Source organism: Accumulibacter sp. (assembly GCF_036625195.1).
In the GTDB taxonomy this organism is placed as follows: Bacteria; Pseudomonadota; Gammaproteobacteria; order Burkholderiales; family Rhodocyclaceae; genus Accumulibacter.
The window spans coordinates 3205356-3230537 of record NZ_JAZKUG010000001.1 but is presented as its reverse complement, the minus strand read 5'-3'; the positions used below and the strand labels follow the sequence as shown (position 1 = coordinate 3230537).

Annotated in this window: 23 protein-coding genes and 2 tRNA genes; 14 read left to right on the top strand and 11 right to left on the bottom strand. The window is 65.1% G+C overall.

Going from position 1 to position 25182, the window contains the following annotated elements:
• Positions 1-94: 94 nt before the first annotated feature.
• The 5 genes from V5B60_RS14370 (at position 95) to V5B60_RS14350 (ending at position 3246) form a co-directional block, all read left to right on the top strand.
• Positions 95-634: a hypothetical protein gene (locus V5B60_RS14370; protein ID WP_332347701.1), complete on the top strand. Its 540-nt coding sequence runs from the start codon at positions 95-97 to the stop codon at positions 632-634.
• Between the two features lie 132 nt (positions 635-766).
• Positions 767-985, top strand: a complete 219-nt coding sequence (locus V5B60_RS14365; RefSeq protein WP_332347700.1) for a helix-turn-helix domain-containing protein — start codon at positions 767-769, stop codon at positions 983-985.
• 8 nt (positions 986-993) lie between these two features.
• Positions 994-1272, top strand: coding sequence for a hypothetical protein (locus V5B60_RS14360; protein ID WP_332347699.1), 279 nt, complete (start codon positions 994-996; stop codon positions 1270-1272).
• Positions 1269-1700: a DNA primase gene (locus V5B60_RS14355; protein WP_332347698.1), complete on the top strand. Its 432-nt coding sequence runs from the start codon at positions 1269-1271 to the stop codon at positions 1698-1700. Before V5B60_RS14360 ends, V5B60_RS14355 begins: the two co-directional genes overlap by 4 nt.
• Positions 1693-3246 carry a YfjI family protein gene (locus V5B60_RS14350; protein ID WP_332347697.1) on the top strand — a complete coding sequence of 518 codons (1554 nt, stop codon included), beginning with the start codon at positions 1693-1695 and terminating at the stop codon, positions 3244-3246. Before V5B60_RS14355 ends, V5B60_RS14350 begins: the two co-directional genes overlap by 8 nt.
• 174 nt (positions 3247-3420) lie before the next feature.
• Here the strand turns inward: V5B60_RS14350 and V5B60_RS14345 are convergent.
• Positions 3421-4556 (bottom strand): IS3 family transposase gene (locus V5B60_RS14345; protein ID WP_332347696.1). Its coding sequence is split into 2 segments (ribosomal slippage): positions 3421-4304 and positions 4304-4556, totalling 1137 coding nucleotides; the frame shifts between segments, so codons are not numbered across the junction.
• A gap of 239 nt (positions 4557-4795) precedes the next feature.
• Between V5B60_RS14345 and V5B60_RS14340 the strand changes: the two genes are divergently transcribed.
• The 3 genes from V5B60_RS14340 (at position 4796) to V5B60_RS14330 (ending at position 6464) form a co-directional block, all read left to right on the top strand.
• A complete protein-coding gene (locus V5B60_RS14340; RefSeq protein ID WP_332347695.1) occupies positions 4796-5272 on the top strand; it encodes a hypothetical protein in 477 nt (158 codons plus the stop codon).
• A gap of 22 nt (positions 5273-5294) precedes the next feature.
• Positions 5295-5738, top strand: coding sequence for a hypothetical protein (locus V5B60_RS14335; protein ID WP_332347694.1), 444 nt, complete (start codon positions 5295-5297; stop codon positions 5736-5738).
• A 102-nt stretch (positions 5739-5840) separates the two neighbouring features.
• Positions 5841-6464, top strand: a complete 624-nt coding sequence (locus V5B60_RS14330) for a hypothetical protein (protein WP_332347693.1) — start codon at positions 5841-5843, stop codon at positions 6462-6464.
• Positions 6465-6475: 11 nt separating this feature from the next.
• Here the strand turns inward: V5B60_RS14330 and V5B60_RS14325 are convergent, their stop codons facing one another.
• Positions 6476-9280, bottom strand: a complete 2805-nt coding sequence (locus V5B60_RS14325; protein ID WP_332347692.1) for an ABC transporter substrate-binding protein — start codon at positions 9278-9280, stop codon at positions 6476-6478.
• A 470-nt stretch (positions 9281-9750) separates the two neighbouring features.
• On the opposite strand from V5B60_RS14325, the gene V5B60_RS14320 reads away from it, so the two are divergent.
• A complete protein-coding gene (locus V5B60_RS14320; protein WP_332347691.1) occupies positions 9751-10083 on the top strand; it encodes a hypothetical protein in 333 nt (110 codons plus the stop codon).
• A 302-nt stretch (positions 10084-10385) separates the two neighbouring features.
• On the opposite strand, the gene V5B60_RS14315 is transcribed toward V5B60_RS14320, so the two are convergent.
• From V5B60_RS14315 to uvrC, 4 genes are all read right to left on the bottom strand, one after another.
• Positions 10386-10459: transfer RNA gene (locus V5B60_RS14315), tRNA-Cys, on the bottom strand.
• Positions 10460-10522: 63 nt separating this feature from the next.
• A tRNA-Gly gene (locus V5B60_RS14310) sits at positions 10523-10598 on the bottom strand.
• Positions 10599-10701: 103 nt separating this feature from the next.
• Positions 10702-11280: a CDP-diacylglycerol--glycerol-3-phosphate 3-phosphatidyltransferase gene (pgsA, locus tag V5B60_RS14305; RefSeq protein WP_034940628.1), complete on the bottom strand. Its 579-nt coding sequence runs from the start codon at positions 11278-11280 to the stop codon at positions 10702-10704.
• Positions 11280-13097, bottom strand: a complete 1818-nt coding sequence (gene uvrC / locus V5B60_RS14300; RefSeq protein WP_332347690.1) for an excinuclease ABC subunit UvrC — start codon at positions 13095-13097, stop codon at positions 11280-11282. Before uvrC ends, pgsA begins: the two co-directional genes overlap by 1 nt.
• Positions 13098-13369: 272 nt before the next feature.
• Here uvrC and V5B60_RS14295 point away from each other — a divergent pair, with 272 nt between their 5' ends.
• Together V5B60_RS14295 and V5B60_RS14290 are read left to right on the top strand one after the other, a co-directional pair.
• Positions 13370-15817, top strand: a complete 2448-nt coding sequence (locus V5B60_RS14295) for a tetratricopeptide repeat protein (protein WP_332347689.1) — start codon at positions 13370-13372, stop codon at positions 15815-15817.
• A complete protein-coding gene (locus V5B60_RS14290) occupies positions 15814-16629 on the top strand; it encodes an N-acetylmuramoyl-L-alanine amidase (RefSeq protein ID WP_332347688.1) in 816 nt (271 codons plus the stop codon). The genes V5B60_RS14295 and V5B60_RS14290 overlap by 4 nt, the downstream gene beginning before the upstream one ends.
• A 63-nt stretch (positions 16630-16692) precedes the next feature.
• Here V5B60_RS14290 and V5B60_RS14285 read toward each other — a convergent pair whose 3' ends face one another.
• Positions 16693-17424, bottom strand: coding sequence for a queuosine precursor transporter (locus V5B60_RS14285; RefSeq protein WP_332347687.1), 732 nt, complete (start codon positions 17422-17424; stop codon positions 16693-16695).
• Between the two features lie 166 nt (positions 17425-17590).
• On the opposite strand from V5B60_RS14285, the gene asd reads away from it, so the two are divergent.
• Together asd and V5B60_RS14275 are read left to right on the top strand one after the other, a co-directional pair.
• Complete coding sequence (gene asd, locus V5B60_RS14280; protein ID WP_332347686.1) at positions 17591-18448, top strand: archaetidylserine decarboxylase; 858 nt, start codon at positions 17591-17593, stop codon at positions 18446-18448.
• A 360-nt stretch (positions 18449-18808) separates the two neighbouring features.
• Complete coding sequence (locus tag V5B60_RS14275; RefSeq protein WP_332347685.1) at positions 18809-19534, top strand: hypothetical protein; 726 nt, start codon at positions 18809-18811, stop codon at positions 19532-19534.
• A 41-nt stretch (positions 19535-19575) separates the two neighbouring features.
• On the opposite strand, the gene V5B60_RS14270 is transcribed toward V5B60_RS14275, so the two are convergent.
• The 4 genes from V5B60_RS14270 to V5B60_RS14255 form a co-directional block, all read right to left on the bottom strand.
• Entirely contained in the window at positions 19576-21216 is a 1641-nt protein-coding gene (locus V5B60_RS14270; RefSeq protein ID WP_332347684.1) for a 3-(methylthio)propionyl-CoA ligase, read from the bottom strand.
• Entirely contained in the window at positions 21216-22127 is a 912-nt protein-coding gene (locus V5B60_RS14265; RefSeq protein WP_332347683.1) for an alpha/beta hydrolase, read from the bottom strand. Before V5B60_RS14265 ends, V5B60_RS14270 begins: the two co-directional genes overlap by 1 nt.
• Positions 22128-22136: 9 nt before the next feature.
• Positions 22137-22424, bottom strand: coding sequence for a putative quinol monooxygenase (locus tag V5B60_RS14260; protein WP_332347682.1), 288 nt, complete (start codon positions 22422-22424; stop codon positions 22137-22139).
• A 154-nt stretch (positions 22425-22578) separates the two neighbouring features.
• Positions 22579-23490, bottom strand: a complete 912-nt coding sequence (locus V5B60_RS14255; RefSeq protein WP_332347681.1) for an oxygenase MpaB family protein — start codon at positions 23488-23490, stop codon at positions 22579-22581.
• Positions 23491-23828: 338 nt separating this feature from the next.
• On the opposite strand from V5B60_RS14255, the gene V5B60_RS14250 reads away from it, so the two are divergent.
• Positions 23829-25064 (top strand): phospholipase D-like domain-containing protein, encoded by a 1236-nt coding sequence (locus V5B60_RS14250; RefSeq protein WP_332347680.1) that lies wholly within the window; start codon positions 23829-23831, stop codon positions 25062-25064.
• The last annotated feature ends 118 nt before the right edge of the window (positions 25065-25182 follow it).

Sequence of the window (25182 nt, the reverse complement as noted above, 5' to 3'; positions counted from 1 at the left end):
TTTTGCCGCGCCTATCTCGACGGAGAGAAAACCGGGGACCCTTGCCCGGCTGGAGCGGCATCCTGAACCAAGGGTGGAGCGTGAAAGGGGCGCTATGCAGAAAATCTTATCAGACGAACTTGATTGCCTCGAAGACTATGCGTGGGAGCTTCTTGGCGTTGACCGAACCGAGGAGGAAAGGAAAAAACTGCAAGCGAAAGTGCATGAGGCGGTTCTCGTCCTATGGCAAGAAGGCGATGACATTATGGTGGAAAGAACAGAGATTTCTACCATTGCTGTCCTGACAATCGTTCTATGCCGTTATGAAATCAAACGATGGGAATCTCCGCAAGCCGCGGTCTCTCTTTTGAGCGCAGCTGCGAGAGCTGTCGGGCTATGGGAGGGCCACAATCTCAGGCCACCTATCGAGGAGGTCGAATCTTTCGTGGGAAGGAGAGCGGCCCATGCAAGGCACGAAGACGACCGCAAGAAAGCCGAGGCAATAAAAGCGTGGTACAGGCAGAACCGAGATAACCATAGCAGCATGGATGCGGCCGCGGCGGAATCAGCCGAAATCTTCAGCGTAGCATTCCGGACGGCACGCAAACACATCGGGATTGGATCGAAAGAACTACGTTCTGCGCGCAAAGAGTAAACCCTGCACGCTGGCTGTAATACGTGCAGGCAGAGCTTGCACGCTGCATGCTGACGGGATTTTCAACCACTCTCCTTTTCCCTAGCATTCGTTCCATGAACTGCGCTGTGCAGTTCCCCAATGGAGCGAATCATGACCATTCAGCAAGTCATCGGCAAGACCCGCGAGCTTGTCGACGAGAAGACTGCGGCGAAAATCCTCAACGTGTCGCCTGGCACACTCTCCGTTTGGCGGAGTACGGGCAGGTACAACCTGCCATTCACCAAGTGCGGTCGATTGGTTCGATACGACAAGGCCGTTCTCGACGCATGGCTTGACTCCCGCACCCGCCAAACCGGCGCAACGGCGTAGGGGCGACCATGACCCTCAAAGAAAAAGCCGCACCGGGGGCAAACCGGGCGGCTTCAAGCAGTGCATTCGATGGTGAGATTGTAGCCGAGATCCCGAAGAACAGCCGAGAGGTCTCCCGCATCGTGCTGCGCGACTTCAAGGGCTTTCCACTGGTCGACGTTCGCCCCTGGTTCGACGAAGCCGCAACCGGCGAGCTGGGACCGGGCAAAGCCTTGTCGATCAAGCTCGAATCCTTGCCGGGCATTGTGGCCGTGCTGTCAGGGCTCATCGAGGAGGGGCGGACATGAGCATCGTCGACAACCTCCTTCAGCATCTCGACAAGGTAAAGTGCACCGGGCCGGGAACATGGTCTGCGCGCTGCCCTGCTCATGAAGACCGCGGGCCAAGTCTAACGATTGCCGAAAAAGATGACGGGCGAATCCTCCTGCATTGTTTTGCCGGATGCGATGTGCACGACGTTCTGGCCGCCGTGGATCTGGATATTTCTGATCTGTTCCCTCCTCGTGCCATCGATCTCCGGGTCAAGCCCGAGCGCCGACCGTTTCCGGCTGCTGACGTGCTGCGTGCCATTGGCTTTGAGGCGCTTTTCGTCGCGGCGGCTGCGGTGGCACTGCTCGACGGCAAGCCCTTCAGCCAACATGACCGCGAGCGGCTGATCCGGGCTGCAAGTCGAATCCAGGCGGCAATGGCCGCAGCGGGCGTGTCCCATGGATAAGGGCGTCGAACGCGGTCAATCGTTTCTCGACAGCGCGGCAGAAACCATGCGAGGCTCGACAGCGAGCGCAAGAGCACCGTCAAGGGGCGGCGTGCATCAAACCGACGGTGAGAACGCGCCAGCGGGCGATTCTGTACCTGCGCCGATACCCCTGCCGAAGCTCCCCGCTGTTCCCAAAATCGACCTGGCAATCCTGCCGAACGAACTGCGGCCGCTAGTCGAAGATGCTGCCGATCGAGCGAGGTTTAGTCCTGACCTTGCGGCGGTGGCCGGCATGGTGGCGCTCGGGAGCGTGCTCGGCCGGAAGATCGGCATCCGGCTGAAGCGGTACGATGACTGGACCGAGCACGCGAACATCTGGGGTGGCGCGGTCGGGCCGCCGTCAGCCTTGAAATCACCCGCCATGCGCGCGGCGATGACTGCCTTCAAAAAGTTGCAGGTATCCGCGGATATCGCGCATGCGGACGCTTCGCAAGTTTACGAAGCCGCGATGGCTGCCGCCAAGTTGCGCCACGATGCCAAGAAGAAGCGGGCGGTAAAGGAGCTTGCTGATAACCCAGACGCCGAAATCGACCTGGGCGACCAAGGCGCGGGCAAAGCGCCTGTTCCCCGCTGCTACTGGACCAGCAACGTCAATGAGGCATCGCTGGGCGTCCTGCTGGCAGAGAATCCGAATGGCCTGCTGATCGAGCGTGACGAGTTGTCGTCCTTGCTGGTGAAGCTGGAAGATGAGAGCGCGGCCGATCTGCGCGGCATGATGCTGTCTGGCTGGAGCGGGCAAGAGGGATACCGCTTCGATCGGATCATGCGCGGGACGACGACGCTTCCAAAGTTCGCGCTGTCCGTCATGGGCGGCATCCAACCCGGACCCCTGGCGCGGTACGTCCGAAGCGCCTATTCCGGCGAACGCGCCGACGGCCTGCTGCAACGGTTTCAGTTGATCGTCTGGCCGGACCCGGAACCATTCAATTACGTCGACCGATACCCCTCGAAAAAGGCGCGCGAAGCTGCGGATACCTTGTTCGAGCGGGCAGACACTTTTGACCCGGTGGCGATGGGACAGAGCGATCGCTTCGGCAACGATCCCCCATTCGTGCGCCTGTCAGATCCGGCGCAGGAACTGTTCGTCGAGTGGTACAGCAATTTCATGCAGCAACGGCGATCCGCCGAGGCGACGGGCGCGGAGTCCGGACCGATCGGCGCGCACTTCGGGAAATACCCCGGCTTGGTTGGCAAGCTGGCGTTGGCTCTGCATGTTGCCGACGACCCCGGCGGGACGGCGGTTTCAGAGCGGACGCTGTGCAAGGCTTTGGCGTGGATCGAGTACCTGACGCCGCATGCCCAGCGTATCTATCACGCGCAGTCACACCCCGAAACCGGCGCGGCCGAGTTGCTGCTGGTCCGACTGCGGGCCGGGAAGTTGCCGGCAACCTTCAAAGCATGGGAGATTTCCCGCTTGGGGTGGCACGGCCTGAGAGGTGGCCCCGCTTGTTTGGACAGCAAAGGCTCTTCGATAAGTGGAGCCCTGCCAGTTCCGGTCGGCTGACCGGTGATGCGGTTGGTTTTGACCTTCTGGGATTTTATCCGAACCGAATAGAGCTCGGTGGAGCTTGTGGGCGAAGGGACGTGCGGTGGGAAAGTCGCCAGACTTTTCCACGGCAAGCGGCCCGGTGCGCGCTAGCGCATCGTCCACAAATCCACGGAGCCCCTTCCCCATGCCTTACGCCGCGGCTCGGATGGCCGACGCGAGGGCAGCGAAGTAGGCGGTGTCCGGCGTCTTGCCGTCCAGGGCGCGATGCGGTCGGCGCTCGTTGTAGAAGCGGACGTACGTGGTCAGGTTGGCTCTTGCATCGGCGACGCTGTCATAGGCCTTGAGATACACTTCCTCGTACTTGAGCGTCTTCCACAGGCGCTCGACAAAAACGTTGTCCCGCCAGGACCCCTTGCCGTCCATGCTGATCCGGATGCCGTGCGCCTTGAGCATCCCGGTGAATTCGCCGCTGGTGAACTGGCAACCCTGATCGGTGTTGAAGATCTCCGGGCAGCCGTGCCGGTGGATGGCTTCCCGGACCGCGTCCAGACAGAAGTCGGTCGTCAAGGTGTTCGACAGCCGCCAGGCGAGCACCCGCCGCGAGTACCAGTCGATCACGGCGAACAGGTAGAGGAAGCCCCGGCGCATCGGAATGTAGGTGATGTCCGCCGCCCACACCTGGTTGGGCCGCTCGACGGCAAGATCGCGCAGGAGATACGGATGAATTTCGTCGCCGCGCCGCCGACGAGAGGTGTTGGGCTTCCGATACAAGGCCTCGATGCCCATGCGCGCCATCAGGGTGCCGATGTGTCGGCGGCCGGCCCGGAAGCCCTCGGGGCGCAGCAGATCGCGCAACATGCGGGCGCCGGCGAAGGGGTGCTCCAGATGCAACTCGTCGATCCGGCGCATCAGCGCCAGATCCTCCGCCGAGACCTCGCGGGGCGTGTAGTACGCGCTCGAACGGGCCACCCCGAGGAGGGAGCACTGATGCGCGACAGGGAGCTTGTGCTTGCGGTCAATCATCTTCTTGCGCTCAGCAAGCCCGCCTTGGTGAGCGCATGTTCTAAAAAATCCTTCTCCAGCGTCAGCTGTCCGATCTTGGCGTGCAGTTTCGTCAAGTCCGGATCGCTGCTCGCAGGACCGCTGGTATCCCCAAAAACCTGGACCGCACGCTCCGTCAGCTGCCGCTTCCAGTCCGTGATCTGGTTCGGGTGAATGTCGTACTGCTGCGCCAGTTCGGTCAGCGTCTTGTCGCTCTTCAGCGCCGCCAGCGCCACCTGCGCCTTGAATGCCGGCGTGTGGTTCCGCCTCGTCCTTCTCGTCATGCTCTCGCTCCTGTTGGGGCTGCTTCCGCAGCCGTTCAATGGGGCAAGGCTACCACTTATCCTGCTGTCCAAAATTCCGGGGCCCCCTCTCTGACCGATCGGGAGGGCGTCAAGAAGGCTTGTCGTCTGCTACATGAGCATGGATGGCTGATCGAGATTGAAGCGCCTGCGCGCTCTGGCGTGGGCCGTCCTGCCGATCCGGTTTACTGCGTTTCCCCTGGCGCAGAAAGGGCGGGACTATGAACTACCTAGATCGCCTGAAGGGCTTGGACGAAAAATATTCGTCCATGGAGGCGACTGCAAAAACTGCAAGAATTGATTTACGCGGTTTTTGCAGTTCGCCCATAGAGCAAGAAAGATCAATCCCTGCTGAAGCTGAGCCGATCGGCGAAGATACCTCGTCGGGTGTTTCAGGGCGCTGGTGGCTGCACTTCGCCGACCGCAATCCGCTAACGGTGGCCTTCTCGCCAGCGGCGACCCATGCCGAAGTGCTCGAAGCCTACCCTGCTGCGCTGGCGGCGGAACCGATCGAGCCGGGCCGGCAGCAGTCAGACGCTCTGCTGGCCGACGATCAGGAAGAGGCGATTGTTGCATGGCTGGCGGCGATCGCCGAAACCGACCGAGCCATCATCGACGACGTGCTGGCCCTGTGCAGGCACGACGGAGATGCACGGCAATACTTCCTTGGCCGGGCAGCGAACGCTGACCCGGACTGACCAATCAGACGAGATAGGCGAAATGACGGCGAAGCGCAATAAAGAATCTTTCATCCGCGGTACGGCAGCGCATCGGCGCACCGAAAGCGATTACATGGGGGCGCTGCTCGAAACCGTAACCCTGGACGATTGGCGGGACGTGGTAGCGGGCGCACTGCAAGCGGCGAAGGGCGGTGACCCCGCGGCGCGGGCCTGGCTGGGTCAATATCTCGTCGGCAAGCCGGAGACAAAAGCGCCAAGCGCGTTGACCGTCGTCGTTCAGCAATGGAGCGGGGGCGATCCCGTTGCCGAGAAGTTGGCAAAGCCAATTCTTGACCGGGCACTCTACCCAACGTCACACGAAAACGACGATTGGAAGGAAAGCGTCAAGGTCGCAATCGCGGCGGAGCTGGCGCAAAAACTGCCCCTATCAAGAACCGACGCAACGCCAGCTACAGCAAGGGATTCAGGCGATTCGCGGGCTTGATATACACGCGATTTCTCAAATGATTTCGGAAAATCCAGCGAGGCGTGAACAATGGGCGGATTCGGTAGCGGGCGGCGGTGGGGCAAAGAAACGACAAGCGACATGCGACCGCTGGATGTTCGCAAGTTGCAACGCGGTGGCCTGCTGACACCGGGCCGGAGCATCACCTTGAACTGGTCACGCAACGGCGAGCAGGTAGCGACTATCCAAGCGCGGACGGAAGCCGAGCACGTGACTTTGATCTATCGCCACAAGAGCGGCGGTAACGACTGGCAACCGATGGACTACCCGGTACGGCTGGAATGGACGGCTTGCACCCTGGGCGGTCGGCGCGCGTGGTTTCTCTGCCCGGCGGAGGGATGCGGGCGGCGCGTGGCGCTGCTCTACATCGGCGGCGCTGGCATCTTCGCCTGTCGTCATTGTTACCGGCTGGCGTATGCCTGCCAACGGGAAGCGGCTGATGATCGAGCCGCGCGGCGGGCCGACAGCATCCGCGAAAGGCTGGGCTGGCAGGTGGGCATCCTGAACCTGAACGGCGGCAGGCCAAAGGGGATGCACTGGCGCACCTTCAATCGACTGACTGCCGAGCATGATGCCTTCGTTGGGGTATCGCTGGCCGGTATGTCTGCCCGCCTGGGGCTGATCGAGCGGCGGCTTACAAACCAAGGGGCGGTTTGCACGGCAAGAACTGAATTTGTCTTGCAAAGCAACGAACTGCTCTGGTGACGACTGGCCCGCTACCAGACACTCACCAATGTCCCACAAATAAACTTACCGCGAGGAACCTGTTTGATGATATCGTCTTGCTTTGGTATGTTGACGACTTGTGACTCAGTAGGCTGTAGCGGCGGATTGAATTGAACTAAATAATAGACAAATGGCCCTTGTCGTTGTGTGCTGCAGTCTCCGCCGCCATCCAATTCGTAAGCGATGCCCATCATGACTTCGTTGGTGAGATTAGTCACATAAATGTGAAAACCAGCATTATCCATCCACCATGTTTCGCGGTCCCTAAGGTAGTTTGTTACTGTGGCCGGTGCTTCGCGAATTCGTTGTCTCTGCAAATACTGTTTGGCGATTTGAATATCGCGGAACCGAATAGGATTTAGCTGGCTTGTCTGTACTTTTCCGCTCTGAATCCACTGCGCAATAGTTGAGACCTGATTTGGGTAGGATTCTGCGCGCAACTTGTCATTGATGCGGATCGCATTTTCCATACGAGCTTCAGTCAGCGCCACAGGGTCCTTTCTGTCCACGGCTCTACCGACGGCACCGTATGCTCTAGGGTCGTAGATTGCATCGCGCGCTACCAGCTTGCCATCGTTGATCTCGAAAACGGTAATCGCACCGTTCTTGATATCGCCCTTCTCGTCGAACTCGATCTTGCCGGTAACACCGTCGTAGGCGGTCTTGCCGACTTCCGGCAGGTACTTGACCGGATCGGCCGAATTCGCCCGCTTCATCGCATCGACCAGCACCATCACCGCATCATAGCTGTACGGCGAATAGATCTGGATCTGGCCGTACTTCTTGGTGAACTCCTCGACGAACTTCTGGCCGTTCGGCAGCTTGTCGACCGGCAGACCGGCTTGCGTGCAGATGACGCCTTCAGATGCCGGCCCGGCAAGCTTGATCAGCTCGGGCGAGCAGCCGCCGTCACCGGTGATGAACTTGGCGCGTATGCCCACCCCACTCATCTGCTTCAGCATTGGTCCTGCGATCGAGTCCATTCCGGCGAAGACGATTACGTCGGGATTGTTGGCCTTGAGCTTGCTCAGAATCGCACTGAAGTCGGTAGCCTTGTCGTTGGTGAACTCACGGGCAACACTTGCAGCACCGGTGGCCATGGCAGCTAAAGCGGCCACGTCTGCCAGACCCTGACCATAGGCCGTGCGATCATCGATAATTGTGATCTTTCTCCCGCCCATAGTTTTGGCGGCGTAGGCGCCGATCACTGAACCCTGGTGGATGTCGTTGGCCATCACCCGGAAGGCGGTATTGAAGCCCTGCTGAGTGTATTTCGGATTGGTTGCCGAAGGCGAAATCTGCGGCAGGCCGGTCTGGTTGTAGATCGCCGAGGCGGGAATGGTCGTACCCGAGTTCAGGTGACCGACGATGCCGGCGACCTTCGCGTCGACTAATTTCTGCGCAGCAACGATACCGGTTTTCGGGTCCGCGTGATCATCCTCGCCAAGCAACTCGAACCTAACGACATGGCCGTCAATCTCGATCCTTTTCGCGTTGGCGTCTTCGATAGCCAGACGGGCACCGTTTTCGTTGTCCTTGCCGAGATGCGCCATCGGGCCTGTCAGTGGCGCAACGTGCCCAATCTTGACCACCAGCACAGGCTTCGCGGTTGGCGCAGTTCGGGGGGCATCCCTAAGAAAGTCTTCTGCGGACATGTGGTAACCGCTCGCCGGCCGAGAAAGACTTGCCTTACCAAACACCTCGTGATCAGAAAGCAACTCGCTCCTCAACTCCTGCTTTAGAGCCTGCTTGTTCAGGTTACTGATGACCAGAATGCCGAGCAGCAGCAGGACGCTCAACGATGTTCCAAGTAGGAACCTGAACGAGCCTATCCCTACTTGCGTAACCATCGATCCGGCCTTGTTGTCCCACGGTGTGCTGCCCGTTGTTGTGAGGTCTTTGTATCCTCGCCACCAGAAAAACAGGGTTGCTGCGGGAAAGAAAAGATAACAGGCATTGCCGCTGACCCATACCCAGAAGGATCGCCGGAAGGCGCTTCCCCGTTCTAGGAGCCCGCCGTCTGCGGCGCTGATGCGAAGTCCAAACGTGACCTTGCCTATAGTGGTGCCAAATAGTGAGAGGGCAACGGCTTCATATCCAAGCAACGCGATCCCAAAGACGAGTGTGCTCAGTAAAGCCGATGGCACTGCCCCCATTTCCCAGATTGGCAGCGTCACCGCCGCCGCAATTTCCGCCGTGATAGCCAATACGGCGACCACTGCAAGATCAATTCCTCTGGCCAAGAACCTGGCCCATGGCATGGTGTCTGGTGGCTTCCTTCCACCGCGTGAGCGCTCATTCTGCCGCTTTGGCGGCACGGTTCCGGGCGGTTCGCTGCTACGCTCTGAAGCGCTTCGCTGAGAGTTTTTCGTGCTCTGTCGATTGGCCATTGCATGTGCGCGTGCCGCAACGGTCTGTGCGATATTCTCCGGGCAACCTCCTGCAATGAGTGCCCGATAGATCGTGATCTGATCGCCGCCGCGTAATGCCACCTCGAAAGCCAAGTCGAGCATTGCCGCCAAGAACGTGGCGAAGGCTTTATCGTCAGAGAAGTCGGCGCTTCCATCTTGGAAAGCAGAACCCGCGCCAATGACCGCCTCGTCGTAATTCTTCCGTTTGATAGGATCGGAAAGAACGCTGTACGCATGAGCAATTTCCTTGAACCGACGCTCAGCTTCCGCCCGATTCTCGGGGTTTCGGTCCGGGTGCCACCGCATCGCTTGCCGGCGATATGCCTTCTTGATGTCGTCTGCTGATGCCGTCGGGCTGACGCCAAGAGTGTCGTAAAGGCTCATGTGGAATCACCGGGAGAATTTCACTGCGGTTGAGGGAAACGGCAGGGGTCTGCCTAGGACACCGAGAGTGTATGTGGCCTTGTGAACCGCGGTCAATCGGGCAAGCGGCAAGTGGGAGATCCCCGGGCAAGACTGCAGGGCGCGTGCCCCCTCGTCGCGCAAGTTTATTGACTTGTGGCGCATCCGGGGTTACCCAGCGAAAGCCCCTTGACGTAGTGCTGGCCAGTGGCCAATACTGCTGCTGTCGCTGCACATGAGCGATGCGGGTTTGGAAGCCCGGAGCACTTGGCGGACGAGCCGCTGCTTGAGCGGTTTTTTTCTTCCGTCGCATGGCGTCCAGGTTTTGGGCGACCGTGCGGGAGGCCTTCGCGCCTGCCGGTTCCAGGTGCCGGTCTTCCAACCCGCACGGTCTGCCCTCCCGTTTGGAAGCGGGGAGGCGGAAGACAACAACCGCAACCTGGAGTCATGCCATGATCCACCCCGATACCTGCGCGACCGCGCCAACTCACTGCGACGATTTGGTCAGATTGCAGGCAGCCGTCCTCGACATGGACAGTCTGTCGCAAGAAGGCTTCTCCGCGATCTCGGCCATTGCCAAACTCGCCTTGGCAGCGATGGAAGGGCCAAGCGCCAGCAGGGATCACGAAGCCATCGCTGGCGCACTGCGCGCCATTTGGGGCAAGGCCGACGACATCGAGAACTGCATCAACTCCCGCGCCGAAGAAGTCGGATGCAACTACCGAGATCCAAACACCGAGCGTCGCTATGCTGTTCACCGTGCTGCCAGCTCGACGGGGGCCTGATTGAGACCACACGACCCGGCCGCGCGCCGGGTTTTCTTTGATGCGACGGTGGTGTCGGGCATGGTTTCGGTCGCCGGCGCAGACTTTCCAAAGTCGGATTTCCAGAACAGTTTCCAAGCTTGGCTACCAACATGGTTACCACTGTGGGCGGCGCCTGGCACCGACCTCGCGCGGCCGGCCAGCGTGCCTGTGCCGGTGGCGCAACCCTCGACGAATCGCAGCGTTTTTCCCCGCGGTGCTAGCCCGCTGCTAGCCCAGCAAGACCAGATCGGCGGAATCATGGCATAACTGATTGATTTTTTTGGAGGCGCGAGCGGGAGTCGAACCCACCTACACGGATTTGCAATCCGGTGCATAACCGCTTTGCTATCGCGCCACGCCCGTCGGCTGACTGGCGGTACGGCCTGCCCGGGGTGGCCCGAGTGCCGTGCGGAAGATCTGGAGCGGGAAAAGAGTCTCGAACTCTCGACCTATACCTTGGCAAGGTATCGCTCTACCAACTGAGCTATTCCCGCTTGCAAAGAACGCGCATTATAAAGGCCTGCCCAAGACTGTCAACGCATTCGTCCCGGCGTGCCACGACGGGCGACGGTGGGCCGAGCGGGCGTCGGGCCGCCGCTAGCGCCGCCGATCCTCCTCGATCAGGTGCGGCCAGGCCATCCGCATGTAATAGCCCATCGACCACAAGGTCAGCACGGCTGCGATGTAGATCAGCCAGGTGCCGAGTTCGAAGGCGCTGAAGCCGAACAGCGGCCGGTAGTACAGGAGCATCGGAATGGCGACCATCTGCGCCGTCGTCTTGATCTTGCCGATCATCGACACGGCGACGCTGCGGTGTGCGCCGATGCGCGCCATCCATTCGCGCAGTGCCGAGATGGTGATCTCGCGGCCGATGATGATTGCCGCCAGGATGGCATCGAGGCGACCGAGCTGGACGAGGACGATGAGGGTGGCCGCGACCATCAGCTTGTCGGCCACCGGATCGAGGAAGGCGCCAAAGGCCGAGGTCTGGTGCCAGCGCCGCGCGAGATGACCGTCGAGCCAGTCGGTGGCGGCGGCGACGATGAAGATCAGCGTCGCCGCCAGATCCTGATGAGTGGCGCGCAGCCACGATTCCGGCAGGTAGTACACGGCGATCAGCAGCGGGATCAGGATGATCCGCAGCCAGGTCAGCAGGATCGGTATGTTGATTGGCATCAGTGCAGCGCCGCGTAGATTTTCTCGGCCAGTTCCCGGCTGATGCCCGGAACTGCGGTGAGCTGGTCGACCCCGGCATCCGAGATGCCCTGCAGGCCGCCAAAACGCGCGATCAGCGCCTTGCGTCGCTTCGGTCCGATACCACTGATCTCGTCCAGACGCGAACTTCTGCCAGCCTTGCCGCGTCGTGCCCGGTGCCCGGAGACGGCGAAGCGGTGCGCCTCGTCGCGAATCTCTTGGATCAGATGCAGCGCGGGATGTTCCGGCGGCAATTGTAGCGGCTTGCGGCCGTCCGCGAAAACGAGTGTTTCCAATCCGGGTTTGCGCGCCTCGCCCTTGGCGACTCCCAGCAGTGGCAACTGCGACAGTCCGAGTTCCTCGAGCGCCGCCGCTGCGGCGGCCACCTGGCCGCTGCCGCCGTCGATCAGGAGCAGTGTCGGCAATATGCCCTCGCCCGCCGAGAGTTTCTCGTAGCGCCGCTGCACCGCCTGCCGGATGGCGGCGCAGTCGTCGCCGGGCTGGATATCGGCGATGTTGAAGCGGCGGTATTCGCCGCGTCGCATGCCGCCGCCCTGATGGACGACACACGAGGCGACCGTCGACTCGCCCTGCGTGTGGCTGATGTCGAAACACTCGATGCGCACCTCTTGCCCCGGCTCGACATCCAGTTGCAGCGTCCGGCAGAGTTCGTCCAGCCGGGCTTCCTGCCGCGCGAGGGCGACCCGCCGCGCCGTGATCGCCAGACGGGCGTTCTGCTCCGCCATCTCGACCCAGATGCGCTGCACGGTGAAGCGCGGTTGGCTCAGGCGGACGCGGACGCCGGTCATCTCGGCCAGCGACGCGGCGACCTCGCCATCGGGCAGGGCCAGATTGAGAAGAATCCGTGTCGGCATCGGGTGCGCCAGGTAATGCTGGTACAGGAAGGCCGTCAACGCCTCGAGCGGCGACGAATCACCGGCATTGGCGGGAAACTGCGGCCGGTCGCCGAGATGCCGGCCACCGCGGACCATGGCCAGGTTCACGCAGCACAGGCCGTCCGCGGCGACGGCCGCGACGACGTCGACGTCGCCATCCCGGCCGCTCTCGACGTACTGCTTCTCCTGCACCTGGCGCAGCGACTGGATCTGGTCCCGGTAGACGGCAGCCTGCTCGAAGGCGAGCCGGGCGGCGGCGCGGTCCATCAGCTCGCTCAGGCTGTCGATCACATCGCGCTGCCGCCCCTGCAGGAACAAGCCGGCGAGGCGGACGTCCTCGGCATAGCGCGCGGCGTCGATGAGCCCGACACAGGGGCCGGAGCAGCGCCCGATCTGGTAGAGCAGGCACGGCCGCGAGCGGTTGTTGAACACCGGGTTGTCGCAGGTCCGCAGGCGGAACATCTTCTGCAGCAGATGGATGCTCTCGCGCACCGCGACCGACGACGGGAACGGGCCGAAGTAATCGGCACGCCGATCGGTGCTGCCGCGAAAGAAGGCCAGTTGCGGAAAGCTCTCGTGCGTCAGGACGATGTAGGGGTAGGACTTGTCGTCGCGGAAGAGGATGTTGTAGCGCGGCGCCAGGCTCTTGATCAGATTGTTCTCGAGCAGCAGCGCTTCCGCCTCGGAGCGGGTCACGGTGGTCTCGACATGCGTGACCTGCGCCACCATCAGGGCGATGCGCGGGCTCGGGTGGCGTTCGCGAAAATACGAGCCAACCCGCTTGCGCAGATTCTTCGCCTTGCCAACGTAGAGCACCTGCCCGTCGCCGTCGATCATCCGGTAGACACCCGGCAGGTCGGTCAGCGTGGCAAGCAGGGCTTGGGCATCGAAGGCTTCGGTCATCGGCAACGGGAGGCTTGCCGCGGCGGCATCCGCGGCGAACGGTCGCGGGCGATGGTATCACGCGCACCGCCTCCGCAGCTCCCCGGACTGCCGCCCGTCCGCTCGCCGGGGAGCCACCATGCCGCCTCGCCGTGCCGCAGGAAGGCCGCGCCGATCCGCGGCGAAACCGGATGTGGGCCGCCATGCTCCACGGCGGTCCGATTGACCGTGCCGCGCGGGCCGACATACACTTGGCCGATGAGCCGCATCGCCAATCCATCGCGCGCCGGTCGGTGAGCACCGGGCGCAACGAGCCCTGTCCCTGTGGCAGCGGCAGGAAATACAAGAATTGCTGCCTCGGACGCGCCGACGGCAGTGGCCAGCCGGCCGGCACGCCAGCCGCCGGTGACCCGGGACACTTGCTCGCGATGTATCGCGGCGGCCGCTTCGCCGAGCTCGCCGCACTGCTGCAACACCTGCTGCGGACCTCGCCGCAGTCGGGCTTCCTCTGGGGGCTGCTCGGCGCCAGCCTGGAAGCGCAGGGGCAGGACAGTCTCGCCGCCTGGCAGCGCGCGGCGAATCTGTCACCGCAGGATTTCGAGGCGCTGAGCGGCCTCGGCCGGGCTTTCGTGGCTCATTCCCGCCTCGCCGACGCAGTCGCCAGCTTCCGGCGCGCGCTCGCCGTGCAGCCGGCAAATCCACTCGCCCTCTTCCACCTCGGCGACACGCTGCGCCGGCTCGGACACTTCGCCGAGGCGGCGCAGCACCTCGGCCAGCTGCCCGTGCGGGCGCCCGATTTCGTCGACGGACTGGTGGCGCTCGCCCTGACGCTCGGCGAGCTCGGCCACCTCGACGAGGCGGAAAGGCACTGCCGGCGCGCACTGCACCTGGCACCGGCGACGCCGGTGGCGCACTTCTGCCTCGGCAACGTCCTGCTGCGCTCGGCTCGCCTCGCCGAGGCCAGGCAATGCTTCGTCGCCGCGCTGCAGAGCGAGCCGAACTGGCTGCCGGCGCTCGAGGGTCTCGGCAACGTGCTGCAGGAGCTCGGCCAGACCGCGCAGGCCAGCGACTGCTATCGCCGCTGTCTCGAACTCGACCCGCTGCTGCCGAGCGTCCATGCCAACCTCGGGCGGCTGTTCGTCGAGCAGAACCGCTTCGCCGAAGCGGAGCACAGCTACCGCCAGGCCGTGGAGGCCGATCCGCAGGACCCGGCGCTGCACGAGAGACTCGCCAGCGTGCGGCAGGAACTCGGGCGCGCGGCCGAAGCCCGCAGCTGCTACCTGCAGGCGATCGCCCTGCAGCCCGAACGGGCGAGCGCCAGGCTGGCGCTCGCCACCGCGGCACTGCCGGTGGTGGCGCAGAGTCGTGAGGAGGCGGCGGGCATCGCGCCGGCTTTCGCCGCTGCGCTCGACGAACTGGCCGACTGGCTGCACGCCAGGAAGCGCCCGCCGTTGTCCGCCGCCGAGCTCGCAAGCACGCAGCAGGCGTTCTTCCTGGCATACCGGACCGGCAACCACGTCGGGCTGCTTGCACGCTATGCCGACCTCGTCGGCGAATGCCTCGGCCCGCAGCGCCGCCCGCAGCCGCCAGCCCGCACACGGGTCCGCCTGCTCATCGTCTCGCATCACGTGCGCTGGCATTCGGTCTGGAACGTCGTCCTGCGCGGACTGTTGCTGCACATCGACCGGCAGCGCTTCGAGCTGATCGTCTATCACCTCGGCAACGTCGAGGACGAGGAGACCGCTTTCGCCCGCGGACTGGTGGACGGCTGGCGCGACCGGCAGACGGTCATCGATGCCGCCGGCTGGCTGGCCGCCGCCGCCGAGGATACGCCCGATGTCGTCTTCTACCCCGAGATCGGCATGTCCTCGCTCTGCTACTTTCTCGCCGCGCACCGCCTGGCGCCGCTGCAGGTGGCCGGCTGGGGACACCCGATCACCACCGGCCTGGCGAGCATCGACCTCTTCCTCTCCGGAGAGCTGCTCGAGTCGCCGCAGGCCGACGCCCACTACCGCGAGCAACTGATCCGCCTGCCCGGCACCGGCTGCTGCACCGCCGCGCTGCCGCTGGCTGCCGAAGCGCTGCCGGACGATATCGAGACGCGCTTGCGGGCGATGCCGGGGCCGCGCTTCGTGATCGCGCAGCGGGCGATCAAGTTCGATCCCGCCGACGACGACCACTACGCCCGCATCGCTGCCGCCAGCGGGGCGTGCGTCTTCATCATCCTGCGCGACCCGGTCTGCCCGTGGGCAACCGATCGCATCGTCGCCCGCCTCGAGTCCACCTTCCACGCGCACGGGCTCGATCCGGCGCGACACCTGCTCTGCATCCCCTGGCTTGTGCCGGCGCGCTTCCTGACCCTCCTCGACCGCTGCGACGTCTATCTCGACTGCCCGGCCTTCTCCGGCTACACGACGGCCTGGATGGCGCTGCACCGCGGCCTGCCGATCGTCACGCTCGAGGGCCCCGCGCTGCGCCAGCGACTCGCTGCCGGACTGCTGCGCCGGGCAGGACTGCCGGCGGGCATCGCCTCGTCGGCTGACGAGTACGTGGCCATCGCCGCCGGACTCGCCGCGGGCTGTTGCGACGAGGTTCGCCGTCGCGAGCTGCGCGCGGCGATCCGCGCTGCCGCACCGGCGGTCGACGACGACCTGCGCGTCGTCCGCTCCTTCGAGGAGTGCCTGCTGCGCGCGCTGGCGGCACGCGGCGCCGGCGTGCCGCCAGCGCCGGGCGAGACATGAACGGCTGTCGGCGGCGGCGTCCGCCCGGGCAGCGGCAGCAAGCCCGCGCCCCCTGCCGCCCGGCGCTGTCGCTTGCCGCCGTGCTGGCGCTGGCGGCGAGCATCCTCGCTGGCTGCGGCAGCGCGCCGACCGGACCCGCCGCGGGGGTCGTGTCGGTACCGTCGCCCAACCACAACGCCCGTCGACCGAATTTCGTCATCATCCACGACACGACGAACAGCAGCGTCGAGCCAGCGCTGAGGACGCTCACCGACCCGGCGCGCGGCGTCAGTTCGCATTACCTGATCGGCCGTGATGGCACCCTCTACCAGCTGGTCGACGAGGACCGGCGCGCCTGGCACGCGGGCGCTTCCTACTGGGGCGGAACGACCGACATCAACTCGGCGTCGATCGGCATCGAACTCGACAACAGCGGCGCCGAGCCCTACCCCGAAGACCAGATCGCCCGCCTCCTGCAACTGCTGCACGAGCTGCGCCAACGCCACCGGATCCCGGAGGGCAACGTGCTCGGTCACGGCGACATCGCGCCAGGGCGCAAGGTCGACCCGGGCCGCCGGTTCCCCTGGCAGCGCCTGGCGGCCGAGGGCTTCGGTCTCTGGTGCCGCGAGCTGCCGGCAGAGCAGGACGTCGTGGCGCTCGATCCGCTGCTCGCGTTGCAGGCGATCGGTTACGACGTCGCCGACCCGGCGGCGGCGCTGGCTGCCTTCCGCCGCCATTTCCTCGGCGTCGATGGGAACGGCGAAGCGGACGCTGCCGAACGCCAGCTGCTGCTCTGCCTGCTGCTCGAGAAGCGCCGCAAGCCGGCGCCCTGAGCGGTCGCGGACGGTCTCGCCGGCGACCGGCAGCGCTGCTGGAGGCGCGCCCGCCGCAGCGCTTCAGGCCTTCAGGCTGAAGGGCGTGAAGTTGGTCTGCAGGTCATAGTAGTCCTCGTTCTCCGCCCGCTTCAGCGCCCGCACGATGCGGTAGGTCAGCGGCGTGAACAGCACTTCGACCATCACCTTGACGACGAACTGGGAAAGCATCACCTGCCACAGGATCTCGTTCGGAATCAGCCCGGAACCGTAGAAGGCCAGCGGGTAGAACAGCGCCGAGTCGACGCCCTCGCCGACGATGGTCGAACCGATGGTCCGCGTCCACAGCCAGCGGCCACGGGTGAGGATCTTCATCTTGGCGAGGACGAAGGAATTGACGAACTCGCCGCAGAAGAAGGCGACCAGCGAAGCCAGCACGATGCGCCAGGTCGAACCGAAAGCGATCTCGTAGGCGGCCTGGTTCTGCCACTCCGGCGCCGGCGGCAGCTGCACGACGATCCAGGCCATCGCCGAGGCGAAGGCCATTGCCGCGAAGCCGGCCCAGATCACCCGCCGCGCCCGCGCATAGCCGTAGACCTCGGTCAGGATGTCGCCAAAGATGTAGGAGATCGGGAAGAAGAGGACGCCGGCGCCAAAGGTCACCGGCCCGAGCAGCGGCAGCGTCAGTTGTGCCGCCTTCGCCGGTCCGATCAGGTTCGAGCAGAGGTAGACCGCGACGAAGGCCGCCATCACCAGATCGTAGTAGCGATAGGTGGCGGCCGGACGCTGCGGCGAGAGGGAGGCTTCATCGTGCATCGCCCGTCTTATACCACCGAACTCCGCCGACCGCAGCCTGCCGCTGCCCGCCGCGGGGCATATCGACCAGCGCTGGCGTTGCGTGCGCCGGCGCGGCGCCGGACGAAGGCCCGCGACCCTCGCGTGAAGCACTATAATCTCGCCCTCCATTGCCGCGGACACGATCGTGCTTGAGCGCCTCGCCGTTCTTCCCCAGTACCTGATACCGAAACAGGCACTGACGATCCTCGCCGGCAAACTGGCCGCGAGCGAGTCGGGCAATCTGACGACGCAAGTCATCCGCTGGTTCGTCCGCCGCTACGGCGTCGATCTGGGCGAGGCGGCCGACGCCGATCCGGCCAGTTACCACAGCTTCAACGAGTTCTTCACCCGGCCGCTGCGCCCCGGCGCCAGGCCGCTCGCCGACGCGGACTTCATCTGCCCGGTCGACGGCGCGATCAGCCAGTTCGGCGCCATCGAGCGCGACCAGATCTTCCAGGCAAAGGGTCACCGCTACACGACGACCGCGCTGCTCGGCGGCGACAACGGACTCGCCGCCCGTTTCAGCGATGGCGCCTTCGCCACGCTCTATCTGAGCCCGCGTGACTATCACCGCATCCACATGCCGGTTGCCGGCCGCCTGACGCGGATGATCCATGTCCCCGGTGCACTCTTCTCGGTCAACCCGACGACGGCACGGGGCGTACCCGGCCTCTTCGCGCGCAACGAACGCGTCGTCTGCGTCTTCGACAGCGACTTCGGCAGCTTCGTCCTCGTTCTCGTTGGCGCCACGATCGTCGGCAGCATGGCGACGGTCTGGCACGGCACCGTCAACCCGCCGCGCAGCGGTGTGCCGCGCGAATGGTCCTATGACGCGCAGACGCCCGACCTCGGCAAGGGCGACGAGATGGGGCGCTTCCTGCTCGGCTCGACGGTGGTGCTGCTCTTTCCAGCCGACGTCGTGCGCTTCAATCCCGCCTGGTCGCCGGCGCGTCCGGTGCGCATGGGCGAAGCGATGGGCGAACGCATCGGGCGTCGTCCATGAGGGCCGCAGTCGAGGGCGCGACGTACTGCCGTGACTCCCGGGGACTGCGTCAGGTCGCCGACATTCCCCGTTCATTTCCTGGCCATGGCAATCATTCGCTGCAATAAGTGCGCTCACCTTCAGGAACAGGCCGACAGCGACGTTGGCGTCATGGTCTCCTGCCCACGGTGTGGCAACCCGACACAGGTGTACCCCACCATCTTCTTTGTCACGCGGCTCCTCGAAAAGTACTTCACCGCCCAGCGCGAAGTGATTCGCTTGAGCGCTGCAGTTGCGGGCGGGAGCGAAACAGCCTCACCAGCGGCAGTGCCTGCCCCCGCCACGCCAGCCGCAAGCGTCGATCTCTCGAACACCGATCGAATGACCAGCAGCGAACAACACCAACCGATTGCCGACTGGTTCAAGCGCCGGCAGATCACGGTGCAGATCGCTGCTCAGGCCGTCGACACGAGTGGCTTCTTCGACGAAGTCGCAACGCTGATCGGTCGCGATCTGTCGCTGCTCAAGGAGGTCCTCGACCGCATCCGCTGGGCTCAGCAGAAAGGGTACGCGAGCACGGTGATCCCCTTCGACGGAAGATCGCCGAGTGATGCGCAGAAGCTGACGAGCTTCTGTCGGCAGCTTTACGACTACTCTTTCGTTGCCAAGGCGATTCCCAACAAGCAGAAGAACCATCTGCTGCTGGTCGTGCAGACCGCGCCCGCGATCCGTCACTTCTTCAACGGTGAATGGCTGGAGTGGTTTGCCCTCATGACCTGCGTCGAGCAAGCCACGGCGCACGGCAAGCGGTTCGCGTGTGCGCGCAATCTCGGGCTGACGTTCAGTGACGGCGAGCGGCAGGAAGTGGACGTCGTTCTGCTGCTCGACGGGCAATCGCCCATCCTCATCGAATGCAAGAGCGGCGAGTATCGCCCGGACATCGACAAGTCCGTCGGGTTGCGCAAGCGCCTCGGTCTGAGTGGCCGGCACCTCGTCGTCTGCGTCGCCGGTCTCGAAGACGAGATGGCCAAGGGCCTGCGCGCGATGTACGACCTGAGCTTCGTCAGCGAGCGTGGACTCGTGCAGCTCATCGAGCGCATCGTCTGACGCCGACACGCCCACAACCTGCCCGACAGACCCCGAGACGCTCAGGCGCCCGGCAGCCGGTAAGCCTTGAACTGCTCGCGCAGACGCAGCTTGTGCAGCTTGCCGGTGGCGGTGTGCGGCAGTTCGTCGACGAAGGCGACATCGTCCGGCAGCCACCAGGTGGCGACCCTGTCGCGCAGGAAATCGAGCATCTCCTCGCGGCCGAGTTCGTGGCCCGCCTTGCGCACGATGATCAGCAGCGGCCGCTCCTGCCACTTGTCGTGTGCGGCGCCGATCACCGCCGCCTCGGCGACCGCCGGATGGGCGATCGCGGCGTTCTCGAGAGCGATCGACGAGATCCACTCGCCCCCCGACTTGATCACGTCCTTGGCGCGGTCGGTGATCTGCATGTAGCCATCGGCGTCGATCGTCGCCACGTCGCCGGTGTCGAAGAAGCCGTCGCCGTCGAGATTTCCGGCGCCCGCCTCGCGGTAGTAGCCGCGGGTGATCCACGGCCCGCGGACGAGCAGATGACCGGCCGCCTGGCCATCGTGCGGCAGTTCGACGCCGTCGTCGTCGACGATCTTCATCTCGACGCCGTAGACCGCCCTGCCCTGTTTCTCCTGCACGGCCAGGCGCTGCTCCGGCGAGAGGCCGGCATGGCGCGGCAGAAGGTTGCAGACGCTGCCCAGCGGCGACATCTCGGTCATTCCCCAGGCGTGCACGACGAAGGCGCCGAAGTCGTTGGCGAAGCGCTCGCTCATCGCCCGCGGCGCAGCCGAGCCACCGATGACGACGCGTCGCAGGCAGAGTTCCTCGGCCGGTCGCAGGCCGGCCGACTCGACGTACTGCTGCAGCATCAGCCAGACCGTCGGCACGCCAAGCGCCAGGGTGACGCGCTCGTCGCGCAGCAGTTCGTAGACGCTGCGCCCGTCGAGCGCCGGTCCGGGCATCACCAGCCGTGCACCGCTCATCGCGCCCGCGTAGGGCATTCCCCATGCGTTCACGTGGAACATCGGCACCACCAGCAGCACACTCTCCTGCGCACTGACCGCCAGCCCGTCTACCGCGCAGGCAGCCCACGAATGCAGGACCGACGAGCGGTGCGAGTAGAGCACGCCTTTCGGGTTGCCGGTCGTCCCCGAGGTGTAGCACAGCGACGAGGCGCTGTTCTCGTCGAACTGCGGCCACGCGAAGTCTGCCGACTGCGCGGCAAGCAGTTCTTCGTAGCACAGCAGCCCGGGCAGACTGCTCGCCGGCATGTGGGCGCGATCGGTGAGGACGACATGTCGGCTGATCCCGGGCGCGCGCGCCGCCAGCTTCTCGACCAGCGGCAGGAAGCCGGGATCGAAGAACAGCAGCCGATCCTCGGCATGGTTGACGATGTACTCGATCTGCTCGGGAAAGAGGCGCGGATTGATCGTGTGCAGGACCGCCCCCATTCCGGAAACGCCGTAGTACAGCTCCATGTGCCGGTAGCCGTTCCACGCCAGCGTCGCGACCCGCTCGCCGGCGCCGACGCCGAGCGCCGTCAGCGCATTCGCCAGCTGGCGGGCGCGGCGGCCGACGTCGGCATAGGTACAGCGATGGATCGGTCCTTCGCTGGTGCGCGAGACGATCTCGCTATGCGGGTGCAGGCGGGCGGCATGCTCGATCAGCGACGAGATCAACAGCGGTTGCTCCTGCATCAGTCCATTGAGCATCACTCACCCTCCTCTGACGGGTTTGCTGGCAGTGCCTGCAGCGCTCGCATGAGCTCGCTGCCATAGGCCGGGAATTCGTGCACGTCGGCATGCGCGGCGTCCGCCACGCGCAGCAGCCGGGCGTGTGGCGCCACTGCCGCCAGTTGCTCGCTGTGCGCGATGGGAATCAGGCTGTCGCGCTCGCCATGCACCAGCAGCAGCGGGCCGTCGATGCCGGCCGCGTCGGCGCAGGTGGCCAGCGGATAGCGCAACAGCGCCGGCGGCAACAGCGGGTGATGCTGCCGCATCAACTGCCGCATGCTGCAGTAGGGCGAAACGAGGATCGTCAGATCCGGCTGCACCTCTGCGGCAAGTCCCGCCGCCAGTGCGGTGCCGAGCGAGCGGCCGTAGATCACCATCCGCCGGCCGGCGTAGGCGGGCGCGATCGCCTGCCAGGCGGCACGCACGTCGGCGCGCAGTTGCTCCTCGCTCTCGATGCGCCCACCGCTCTTGCCATAGCCGCGGTAGTCGAGCAGCAGCAGATCGTAGTTCGCGGCGCGATAGAAATCGGTGCTGCGCAGCCAGTCGGCGGCGTTGCCGCTGTTGCCGTGCAGGAAGAAGATCAGCCCGCGCGGATTCGGCAACCGCAGGTGCAGCGCCGACAGCGTCGCGCCGGCGACCGGTATGGCGACCTCGTAGACATCCGCCAGGGCGAATCGGTGCGTCGCCGGCAGCGGCGCCGGCCGGAAGATCAGCCGCTCCTGGTGGTGGTAGACCCAGGCCAGCAGCAGCAGATAGGCGAAGCCGGCAAGAACGGCCAGCGAACCGCCGGCCCGCAGCCAGCCGAGCACGTCGTGCGCTGGCGTCGCCTCTTCACCCACCGACGGCGCCAGGATGCCGGCAGGCACCGAAAAGGGTCGTTCGCCGAGCATCGCGCGGCCTCAGACGAGCTGTTGGAAGCGGTGGATCAACGGCGGCTGCGCCAGCAGGGCGCCCGCCTGCTCGATGGCGCGCGCGACATGCGCCGTCGCGAGGTGGCCATCCGCTGCCGCCTGATCGGACCAGCGCTCGACGGTGACGAACTCGCACGCCGCGTCCTGGTTGCGGAACAGCTCGTAGCCGAGACAGCCGGCCTCCGCGCGGCTGGCAAGGGCCAGCTCGACGAGCACCGTCTGCAGTTTCTCCTCACAGCCCGCGTGCGCGGCAAGCCGCGCCATGATCCTGATCATCTCTCTCTCCTCGTCTCCGCATTCGATCTCGTTCGCGGCTGACCTCGATCAGCCCACCATCGTCCATACGCTCCCGGCCCGCCAGCGGATGCAGACCGGCTGCGCCCAGGGCTTGCCGTCCGGCGCCACGACCGCGGCCGCAGCGGACCCCAGGTCAGCCATCGGACCCCCGCCGGGCGACGGCCAGCCCACTGTCAGCCACTGCGCCACCGGCTGCCGGAGCCGCCGGACAGGCCGCCCGCGGCGCTGTCGCCGGACCCAAGTTGGCAATGTCGTAACCGCAGGGATAGGCGGCGCGGGCGATGCGGGTCCGCAGCTTTGGGTGCCGCCGCCGTGGCAGCCAGCGCAGCAGGCGCGCCCGCCCGCGCAGGGCCGCCTCGACGGTCCACAACAGCCACCGTGGCGCCGGTCGCAGATCGAGCGCAAGCAGCAGCGGCGGGTCGAGCAGCGCGTGGATGCTGCGGCGAACCAGCGGACGCAGCGGCGCCGGGAACCATCCGGCGAACATCTCCCTCGTCGCCAGCGCGACCTGCCGACAGGCGGCCAGAGGCCGGAAGTGGCGCATTTCGTACTCGCGGCTGAAGGCGGCGAAGTCGGCCAGGGTCGCGGGAATCCCGAGGATTTGCATGCGCTCGCCCACCTCGCGCCAAAAGGTGAACCACGCCAGGCGCTCTGCATCGCTCATCCGCCGCCAGCCGAAACGCTCGTTCCAGCGCAACGGCTCGAGGACGAAGGTCGACAGGACATAGAGGAAGTCCTCGTTGGCAATGCGAAAGCGCGCGTGCAACTCGTTCATGCGCTCGATCGCGCGCTGCCCGCGCGGGCTGTCGAAGCCGTTCTCGATGATCTCGCTGACGATCAGGTCGGTATCGTCGTAGCGTTTCTGCGGTCGCCTCGCGAACTCGCCGGTGGCGTGCAGCAGGCCGCCGATGCGCGCCGACGCGAAGCTGCGGAACAGCGCCAGTTCGAGGGCACGCGTCGTATCCCAGGGAAAGAGCACGGTCGCCAGGTGGCGCACCACCTGCTGGCAGTCGCGGCCATCGTCGGCGTATGGGTGTGTCGTCATCGCGCCCCTCCTCTTCTCTGCTCGATGCCGCAACATACGCGCTGGCGGCGGCACTGGATGCAGCCGGCAACGCCGAAACTGTCCGGCGATCCGCCCGGACCTGCAAGAAATCCCGCGCCTGGATTACAATCTGCCGGCCAAGGACCGCCTCGCGCGACCGCGTCTGCGGCGGCGACAGGCAGCGCGCGCCAGGGACGGCGCGCTGGCCGTCGCCTCACCGACTGCCGCCAGTGGAGCCGCACAGATGGCTGTCGAGACAGGCGCGGCCGTCGAAAGTTCTGATCGCCGGGGAAAACGCCCGCCACCGTGACCACCTGCAGGGACAACCGGACCTCGTGATGTATCGGAAGATTTCGCTCATCGTCCAGCCCGGCGACAGCTTCTTCCCGATCGTGCGCGCGATCGATCGTGCCGAGAGATCGATCAACCTGACCGTCTTTCGCATGGATGATCCGATCATCCAGCGCGCGTTGATCGAAGCCCGCCAGCGCGGCGTCCACATCCGCGTGCTGATCTCGAGCAGCGCCCGCGGCTGGGAGGAGCGCAATCGCAGGCTGCTCAAGGATGCCAAGGAAGCGGGCATCGACACCCGCGAGCCCGCCGGCGACAGCAGGCGCGCGCGCTACCACTACAAGGTGATGACCGTCGACGAGACCGAAGCCTTCGTCTTCACCTTCAACCCGACGCGCGACAACCTCCACTACGCGCGCGACTTCGGCGTCGAGGTCTATAGCCCGTCGATCGCTGCCGAGATCAACCGGCTGTTCGACGCCGACTGGGCCGATCAGCCCTTCACCCCCGACCGGGACTCGCCGCTTCTCGTCAGCCCGTTCAACAGCCGGCCGAAAATGGAGACACTGCTCGCCGGCGCGCGCAGCTCGATCCACATCGCCGATGCCAAGCTCGCCGACCCGGCGATGCTCCGCCTGTTGATGAAGAAGGCGCGCAGCGGCATCCAGGTGCGCGTCCTCGGCGACGAAAGCCAGCGTCGCAGCTTGCCGCCCGGGGTCGAGTTCCAGGCGGTGCCGCGCTACCGGCTGCACGCCAAGTGCAGCATCGTCGACGGTGCGACCGCCGTCATCGGCAGCATGAACCTGCGCACCGAGAGCCTCGACCGTCGCCGCGAGTTGTCGATCATGGTCGACGACGCGGAGCTGCTGCAGGGGCTGAACGCGGTCTTTGCCAGCGACTGGGAACACCGGGCGCCGCTGCCCGACAGCACGGCGACGCAGGTGCTGCGGCAGAGCCAGCTCGGCCCGGCCGGGCCGCTGCCGTCGGCGGCTGGTGGCTTCGTCCTCATCTCGCGCAGCAACCCGCAACTGCGCCATGTCCTGCGTGCCGGGATGAACTCCATCGGACGCGCGCAGGACAACGACGTGGTGATCGGCAGCGCCCGCGTCAGCAGGTACCACGCCCGCATCAGCCTCGACGACGGCATCTGCACGCTCAGCGACCTCGCCAGCGGCAACGGCACCTTCCGCAACGGCGAGCGGGTCGACGGCAGCAGCGCACTGTACGCCGGCGATGTCGTGCGCATCGCCGACAGCGACGAGTTCCGCTTTCTAGAACTCTAGGCTTCTTCCACGACCGACCTCGCCCGCCGACGATGACGATCGAGCGGTGCCGGTGGCGATCGCCGCCAGCGCTGAACGCGTCCGCAGCGCGTATCGTTCTCCATGCGCTTACGCCGCG

Excerpts from the sequence above, each read along its gene's own strand:
- V5B60_RS14275 (WP_332347685.1), top strand. The coding sequence starts at position 18,809 with ATGACCAGCAGCGAACAACACCAACCGATTGCCGACTGGTTCAAGCGC.
- V5B60_RS14350 (WP_332347697.1), top strand. The coding sequence starts at position 1,693 with ATGGATAAGGGCGTCGAACGCGGTCAATCGTTTCTCGACAGCGCGGCA.
- V5B60_RS14365 (WP_332347700.1), top strand. The coding sequence starts at position 767 with ATGACCATTCAGCAAGTCATCGGCAAGACCCGCGAGCTTGTCGACGAG.
- V5B60_RS14325 (WP_332347692.1), bottom strand. The coding sequence starts at position 9,280 with ATGAGCCTTTACGACACTCTTGGCGTCAGCCCGACGGCATCAGCAGAC.
- V5B60_RS14335 (WP_332347694.1), top strand. The coding sequence starts at position 5,295 with ATGACGGCGAAGCGCAATAAAGAATCTTTCATCCGCGGTACGGCAGCG.
- V5B60_RS14265 (WP_332347683.1), bottom strand. The coding sequence starts at position 22,127 with ATGCTCGGCGAACGACCCTTTTCGGTGCCTGCCGGCATCCTGGCGCCG.
- V5B60_RS14370 (WP_332347701.1), top strand. The coding sequence starts at position 95 with ATGCAGAAAATCTTATCAGACGAACTTGATTGCCTCGAAGACTATGCG.
- pgsA (WP_034940628.1), bottom strand. The coding sequence starts at position 11,280 with ATGCCAATCAACATACCGATCCTGCTGACCTGGCTGCGGATCATCCTG.
- V5B60_RS14270 (WP_332347684.1), bottom strand. The coding sequence starts at position 21,216 with ATGCTCAATGGACTGATGCAGGAGCAACCGCTGTTGATCTCGTCGCTG.
- V5B60_RS14320 (WP_332347691.1), top strand. The coding sequence starts at position 9,751 with ATGATCCACCCCGATACCTGCGCGACCGCGCCAACTCACTGCGACGAT.
- V5B60_RS14360 (WP_332347699.1), top strand. The coding sequence starts at position 994 with ATGACCCTCAAAGAAAAAGCCGCACCGGGGGCAAACCGGGCGGCTTCA.
- V5B60_RS14340 (WP_332347695.1), top strand. The coding sequence starts at position 4,796 with ATGAACTACCTAGATCGCCTGAAGGGCTTGGACGAAAAATATTCGTCC.
- V5B60_RS14250 (WP_332347680.1), top strand. The coding sequence starts at position 23,829 with ATGTATCGGAAGATTTCGCTCATCGTCCAGCCCGGCGACAGCTTCTTC.
- V5B60_RS14290 (WP_332347688.1), top strand. The coding sequence starts at position 15,814 with ATGAACGGCTGTCGGCGGCGGCGTCCGCCCGGGCAGCGGCAGCAAGCC.
- V5B60_RS14285 (WP_332347687.1), bottom strand. The coding sequence starts at position 17,424 with ATGCACGATGAAGCCTCCCTCTCGCCGCAGCGTCCGGCCGCCACCTAT.
- V5B60_RS14260 (WP_332347682.1), bottom strand. The coding sequence starts at position 22,424 with ATGATCAGGATCATGGCGCGGCTTGCCGCGCACGCGGGCTGTGAGGAG.
- V5B60_RS14255 (WP_332347681.1), bottom strand. The coding sequence starts at position 23,490 with ATGACGACACACCCATACGCCGACGATGGCCGCGACTGCCAGCAGGTG.
- V5B60_RS14330 (WP_332347693.1), top strand. The coding sequence starts at position 5,841 with ATGCGACCGCTGGATGTTCGCAAGTTGCAACGCGGTGGCCTGCTGACA.
- uvrC (WP_332347690.1), bottom strand. The coding sequence starts at position 13,097 with ATGACCGAAGCCTTCGATGCCCAAGCCCTGCTTGCCACGCTGACCGAC.
- V5B60_RS14355 (WP_332347698.1), top strand. The coding sequence starts at position 1,269 with ATGAGCATCGTCGACAACCTCCTTCAGCATCTCGACAAGGTAAAGTGC.